The organism is Nitratidesulfovibrio liaohensis (assembly GCF_011682075.1).
GTDB lineage: Bacteria > Desulfobacterota > Desulfovibrionia > Desulfovibrionales > Desulfovibrionaceae > Cupidesulfovibrio > Cupidesulfovibrio liaohensis.
Window position 1 is genome coordinate 1 of the sequence record NZ_VSMK01000138.1, and the last position, 6,121, is coordinate 6,121.

The following is a 6,121-nucleotide window of genomic DNA, read 5'->3' on the forward strand; positions in this document are numbered from 1 at the left end:
CCCCGCGCCATGGCGGCAGCAACCGGCCACGGCGATGGAGGCGGTGCCGCCCACGGTGCCGCCCAGTTCGGATCTCGGCGGTTGCGGCGCGCGGAAGGCCCGGTACATCTCGTCGCGCACGGTGACGAAGGCCCGCACCACGGCGGGGTCGAACTGGCTGCCGGAGCAGCGCAGCAGTTCCGCCTCGGCCTGTTCGAAGTGCATGGCCGGGCGGTAGGGGCGGTGCTGGAGCATGGCGGACAGGCTGTCGGCCAGCGCGATGATGCGCGCGCCAAGGGGTATGGCCTCGCCGCACAGGCCGTGCGGGTAGCCCCGTCCGTCCCATCGTTCGTGATGGTGCAGGATCATGGCTGCCACGCCTTCGTCGGCAAGGTCCGCCACCGGGCTGACGATGCGCGCGCCGATGACCGGGTGGGCCCGCATGTGTTCCCATTCTTCCGGGGTCAGGGTGCCCGCCTTCAGCAGTACGGCGTCTGGCACGCCGATTTTTCCTATGTCATGCAGGTGTCCGGCCACATGCACGCGGTCTGCGTCCGACGGAGAAAAACCCATGGCCCGCGCCAGCAGAAAGGCGGCCAGGGCCACTTCTTCCGAATGCGAACGGGTGTGGGCGTCCTTGGCGTCTATGGCGTTGCCGAGGGATTCCGCGAACTGGTGCAGCAGGGTACTCAGCATGGCCCGCCCCCCGCGCAGGTGAAAGCGGTTGCAGGCGCACACCATCGGCTCTGCAAGTTGGACGTCTGGCGCGTTGTTTCGAAGTTGAAAATCATTCTCATGAGCAGGGAATATCCCCATCACCGTGGGAGGTCAATGGGGGTGGGGTGTGCGAAATCCCGATTGTCCGGAAAAAGTGGACCGCGCCGCGGGAAGGGCCCGTAGCTTCCGGTACAGGCAGGGGAAAGGGGGCAGGAGCAGCAGTATGGATGTTGACCGGGGACGGACCGGGCCGGTCTGACGGGATCGGGAGCGGCACTACGGGGCGTCGGGTCGGAAAGGGGGCGAAACGCGGCGGCGCGTCCGGAACCGTCCCGAAGGGCAAACCGGGCGCGCCGTGCATCGTGAACGCGCGGACAGGGGCCGCTCCGGCCCGTTACGGCAGGTCGATGATGGCCTCGATCTCGATGTTCGAACCCAGCGGCAACGCGGCCACCTGAATGGTGGAGCGGGCCGGGAAGGGCGCGGTGAAGAATTCGCCGTAGGCGGCGTTCATGGCCGCGAAGTCGGCCAGGTCAGTGAGGAACACGGTAACCTTGACCACCCGGTCAAGGTCGGCGCCCGCGGCCTGGGCCACGGCCTGGACGTTGCGCAGGCACTGGCGGGCGCGCGCGCCCATGTCGCCTTCCACGAAGGTGCCGGTGGCCGGGTCCACGGGCAGCTGGCCCGATACGAATAGCAGTCCCCCGCAGGCAAGGCCGGGGGAATAGGGGGCGACCGGGGCGGGGGCTCCGGCGGGGATGATGGCGGTGCGTTGGGCCATTGGCGCGCTCCTGCAATGCGGGGTGAAGGGAAGGTCCCGGCGGCGGTCCGTCGGGTGCACGGGGGACGATGGCGCAGCCTAGCCGCGTGGCCGCGTGCTTGTAAAGGTGCCGCAACGGGCAACGCGCGCGGCATCGTGGCGGGCGGCTACTTCTTGCCCTTGCCCTTTGCCTTGTCGTCATACGGGTAGTCGTCGCTCCCCTTTCCGCCCTTGTCCTTTCCACCCTTGCCGGGCTTTCCGCCCTTGGCGTGCTTGTCGTCGGGCCTGCCATCCTTGGTCTGCCCGTCGTCATGTCTGGGCCCCTTGCCGTCGCGGTCCCCGTCTTTCATGTCGTGCCGGTCGCGATAGTAGTCGCGGGACAGATCGTGGTCGTCGTCGCGGTTCCAGCCGCCCTTCTTGTTCTTGGAATGTCCCACTCCCAGCGAACCGGGGTGTGCTCCCGCCTCCTTGGCCACCTGTCCCCAGCCCATGCCCGATTCGCGCATGGCTCGAATGCGCGAGGGCGACATGCCCGATTCGCGCGACAGGTTTTCGATGCGGGCGTCTTCCAGCTTGTATTCGGCATCGCGCCAGTCCCGCTCGTAGCGCGAAATGGCGTCGCGGTCGCCAGAGGAACGCACGCGGTCATAGGCGTCGCGCGCCCGGTCGGCCTGGCGCATGGCGTCGTCCACGGCCCCGATGATGGAATCCGCGTCGGCGGCATGCGCCGACCGCGTCATGCCGGGCGCAATGGCAGCGGCCAGCAGCGCCAGCAGCAGGGTGACCGGCAGCAGGCACCGGCGGGCAAGCATGGCGACGGCAAAACGTCGTCCGGGGAAGCTGCGAGAGAACATGCCAACCTCCGAAGTCCTGTGGCCAGGCACGGTGAAACCACAACGCCCTCCGTGCCGTGTCCGGATTTTTTCATTGATGCAGCCTATGAATTGCCAATGGAAATGTAAAGAAACGCAAATGACGCATCAGGCCGAAAACGCGGCGCACCGTCGCGGGGCTTGCGCTCCGGCCCGGCTTCCCATAGGCGAAAGGGCAACGAGGACCGCATGAAATACCTGCTCGCCGTCACCCCCCACGAAGACGCCCTGCACGTGCTGCGCGCCAGCTTTTCCGGCGACGTCACTGTCATTCCCTGCCGCACCCGGGCCGAGGCGCTGGCCCAGGCAACCGGCCGCGCGCTGGACATGGTGATGATCGACCTCGGCCTGCTGCTGGAAGGGCGCGAACCCTCGCGCCGCGTGCTGCACGAGGCGGTGTGGGAAGTGAAGCGCCGGGTGCCCTCCGCCGAAATCATCGTGCTGGCCGACGCCGATGCCGTGCGCCACGCCGTGGACGCGGTGCAGGCCGGGGCCGGGGGTTACCTGCCGTATCCCCTGCTGGAAGAGGAGGTGCGCCTTGTCGCCCAGAAGCTGCACGAATCTGCGCTGGTGCGTTCGGAGCTGGACTACCTGCGCGACCGCCACTGGGCGGGCGACGGGGTGGACCTGGCCCACACCAACAGCCCGCGCATGCGTGAGGTGTTCGACAAGGTGCGGCTGGTGGCGGGCACGCGCAGCACCGTGCTGCTCACGGGCGAGACGGGCACCGGCAAGAGCCTCATCGCCCGGCTCATCCACAACCACAGCAACCGGCGCACGCGGCGGTTCATCAGCGTGCACTGCGGGGCCATTCCGGACACGCTGATCGAAAGCGAACTGTTCGGCCACGAGAAGGGCGCCTTTACCGGCGCGGTGCGCAAGAAGCCGGGCAAGTTCGAAATCGCCGAGGGCGGCACCATCTTTCTGGACGAAATCGGCACCGTCAGCCAATCGGCCCAGATCAAGCTGCTGGGCGTGCTGCAGGACCGGGCCTACCAGCGGGTGGGCGGCGAGGCGGTGCTGCGCGCCGACGTGCGGGTCATTGCGGCAACCAACGAGGACTTGGCAGCGCTGTGCGCGCAGGGGCGCTTCCGGCGCGACCTGTACTACCGGCTCAACGTGTTTCCCGTGGACGTGCCGCCCCTGCGCGAACGCAAGGAAGACCTGCTGCTGCTGGCCGAACTGTTCGTGCGCCGTTACAACGCCCAGATGGTCAAGGACATCCGGTCTATCCATCCGGAGGTCATCGACGCCTTCATGGGGTACGACTGGCCGGGCAACGTGCGCGAACTGGAAAACCTCATCGAGCGGGCCTGCATTCTGGAAAGCGGCACCGTGCTGACGCCGGACAGCTTCCCGGCGGAATTCTTCGGCCCCGGCGGGGGCGGACGGTTGGCCACGGTGGACACCACCCTGCCCCTGGCAGAGGCGCGCCGCCGCTCGGTGGACGTGTTCGAGCGGGCCTATCTGGAGCGGGCGTTGGCGCAGTGCGGGGGCAGCGTGCAGCGCACCGCCGCGCTGGCCGGGGTAACCACCCGGCAGTTGCACAAGTTGATGACCCGGCACGGGCTGCGCAAGGAAGACTACAAACTGCGCCCCTAGAGCCACCGGGTTTGGCCCAACCTGGAGATTTCAGGGGCGGTGATGCTCGGCATGCAGCGCGCCGGTGGTGGAGGAACGTCCGCCACCGGCGCGCTGCATTTTTTGGGAGGGTGATGGTAAAAAGAGAATTTCAAGTTCCTTTTATCTTTTTAAAGAACTTTCAGTTCTTATTATTTGGTATAATCTTTATATACAGCATATTGAGGTGTGTTCTTTAAGTGACAAATGACAGGTTAGGGCATGTTCTGTTGCGCGGTGATCGCACAACCTGTAAATATGAGAATCCACAGTTCTCTTTTTTGCAGTGCATATACAAAAAATCTAGAAAGAGCGCCAACTTGCCGTTATGGCGCGGAAAATGCTCCTCTTCAGGCATGGATTCCCGGCAATACCCGCACAAGGGCGCGAACGTCACGGTTTCTGTGGCCGCCACGCCCAGACAACTGGCTTCCGACCCGCGCGGCGGGCTTCCCGAGGGCTCCGGGAGGCCCGCCGCAGCCATGGACGGTGCGAACGTTCCGGCCCAGGCGGCAGAGGGGCCGCAGGGGCGGGAAGCCGATGCGCTGGTGTCCGTCACCGGGTATGTGCTGCCGGATGCCTGGGGCAAGGATTTCGAGGTTGCCGGGGTACTCATTGCCGATGACCGCGAGCGCGAGCTGGTGGTGGGCAACATGGCGGAGCATCCGGAACTGCTGAACCTGTGCCGCCGCAAGGTGATGGCCTCTGGCTGGCTGGCGGCGCGCGACGGGCGGCTGCTTTTCACGGTACGCGATTTCACGGTGCTGGACGGGGCGGGCTAGGATTGCCGAACAGGGGTGCCGGGCACGGATTTTCGGAGCGCAAGGCTGATGCGCAAGGGCTGGGGCAAGGACAGTGCGCAAGGGCTGGGGCAAGGACAGTGCGCAAGGAAGAGGGCAGGATCATGAAGGCGCGGATACAGGAAGGAATGCGCGGCGCGGCGGTGCCTGCGTGGCGTGGGCTGCGGACGGTGGTGGCGGCGCTGGTGCTGGTGCTGCTGGCAAACTGGATGCTTGCGGGTACGGCGGCCCACGCCACGGGCATGACCATGGGGCCGGAAACCCCCGAGGTGGTGGTGACCGGCGTGGTGGTGGTGACCGACGACGGTCCGCTGCTGGAAACCATGGACGACCGCATCTTTCTGCTGCGGGGCGTCACCGACCTGGAACTGGACGGGTTGGAAGTGGTGGTGACGGGCGTTGCCAGCCAGATCGAGGATGGCTACTTCACCCTTGATGTGACCGGGTATTCGGTGGTGGACGAGGATAACGGGGAATCCGCGCCGCAGGCCTCGCACCTGTACGGCGTGGATACCGCGGAACTGGGGCGCAGGATCTAGCCGGCACCGGCGGTTCGGGATTGCCTGGCGCGTCACGCGCGGGGCATTGGACGGACACGGCGCCGCGCCCTTGGGTGCGGCGTGGCGTGTCCGTTGGCATTTTGGGGGAGGCATTTTTCAGGCGCCATTTTCAGGGCAGGCGCTGCCTGTCGGATGGCGACGAGGTGAATCCATGGCCCGACAGCCCGTTTTCTACATTCCGCACGGCGGCGGCCCCTGCTTTTTCATGGACTGGACCCCGCCCGACACCTGGAACGCCCTGGCAGCATGGTTGCGCGCGCTGCCCGGCTCCTTGCCGGAACCGCCGACCGCCCTGCTGGTCATCTCCGCCCACTGGGAAGAACGCGACTTCACCCTGGCCACCACGCCCGATCCGGGGCTGCTGTTCGACTATTACGGTTTTCCGCCGCATACCTACGAGTTGCAATGGCCCGCGCCGCCCGCGCCGCACCTGTTCCCGCCCGTGCGCCAACTGCTGGCCGGGGCGGGCATTCCCCTGGGCGAGGATCCGGAACGCGACTTCGACCACGGGGTGTTCGTGCCGTTGCTGCTGCCATGGCCGCGGGCCGCCATTCCCACGTTGCAGATATCCATGCGCCACGATCTGGACCCGGCGGCGCACATTGCGCTGGGCCGCGCCCTGGCCCCCCTGCGCGACCAGGGCGTGCTGCTGGTTGGCAGCGGCATGAGCTACCATAACATGCGGGCCTTCCGTCGGGCCGACAACCAGCCCCTGCCGGACTCCGACGTGTTCGACGCCTGGCTCACGGCCACGGTCACCGACGCGGACCCAAGGCGGCGCGACCACGCCCTGGCCCGCTGGCAGGCGGCCCC

General features: G+C 66.9%; 7 protein-coding genes. 4 read left to right on the plus strand and 3 right to left on the minus strand.

Annotation, left to right across the window (positions count from 1 at the left end; genetic code table 11):
- The 3 genes from FVW27_RS05920 to FVW27_RS05930 form a co-directional block, all read right to left on the minus strand.
- Positions 1 to 795 (minus strand): HD-GYP domain-containing protein (locus tag FVW27_RS05920; RefSeq protein WP_424991848.1); only part of this gene is annotated, 795 nt, incomplete at its 3' end.
- A gap of 295 nt (positions 796 to 1,090) precedes the next feature.
- Positions 1,091 to 1,477, minus strand: a complete 387-nt coding sequence (locus tag FVW27_RS05925) for a Rid family detoxifying hydrolase (RefSeq protein ID WP_167123560.1) — start codon at positions 1,475 to 1,477, stop codon at positions 1,091 to 1,093.
- 146 nt (positions 1,478 to 1,623) lie between these two features.
- Positions 1,624 to 2,310 carry a hypothetical protein gene (locus tag FVW27_RS05930; protein ID WP_167123562.1) on the minus strand — a complete coding sequence of 229 codons (687 nt, stop codon included), beginning with the start codon at positions 2,308 to 2,310 and terminating at the stop codon, positions 1,624 to 1,626.
- A 207-nt stretch (positions 2,311 to 2,517) separates the two neighbouring features.
- Between FVW27_RS05930 and FVW27_RS05935 the strand changes: the two genes are divergently transcribed.
- The 4 genes from FVW27_RS05935 to FVW27_RS05950 all read left to right on the plus strand — a co-directional run.
- Positions 2,518 to 3,930: a sigma-54-dependent transcriptional regulator gene (locus tag FVW27_RS05935; protein ID WP_167123564.1), complete on the plus strand. Its 1,413-nt coding sequence runs from the start codon at positions 2,518 to 2,520 to the stop codon at positions 3,928 to 3,930.
- A gap of 500 nt (positions 3,931 to 4,430) precedes the next feature.
- Entirely contained in the window at positions 4,431 to 4,730 is a 300-nt protein-coding gene (locus FVW27_RS05940) for a hypothetical protein (protein WP_243838239.1), read from the plus strand.
- Between the two features lie 122 nt (positions 4,731 to 4,852).
- Complete coding sequence (locus tag FVW27_RS05945) at positions 4,853 to 5,287, plus strand: hypothetical protein (RefSeq protein WP_167123566.1); 435 nt, start codon at positions 4,853 to 4,855, stop codon at positions 5,285 to 5,287.
- Positions 5,288 to 5,459: 172 nt separating this feature from the next.
- Positions 5,460 to 6,121, plus strand: a 662-nt coding sequence (locus FVW27_RS05950) for a DODA-type extradiol aromatic ring-opening family dioxygenase (RefSeq protein ID WP_167123567.1), incomplete at its 3' end; no start/stop codon positions are given.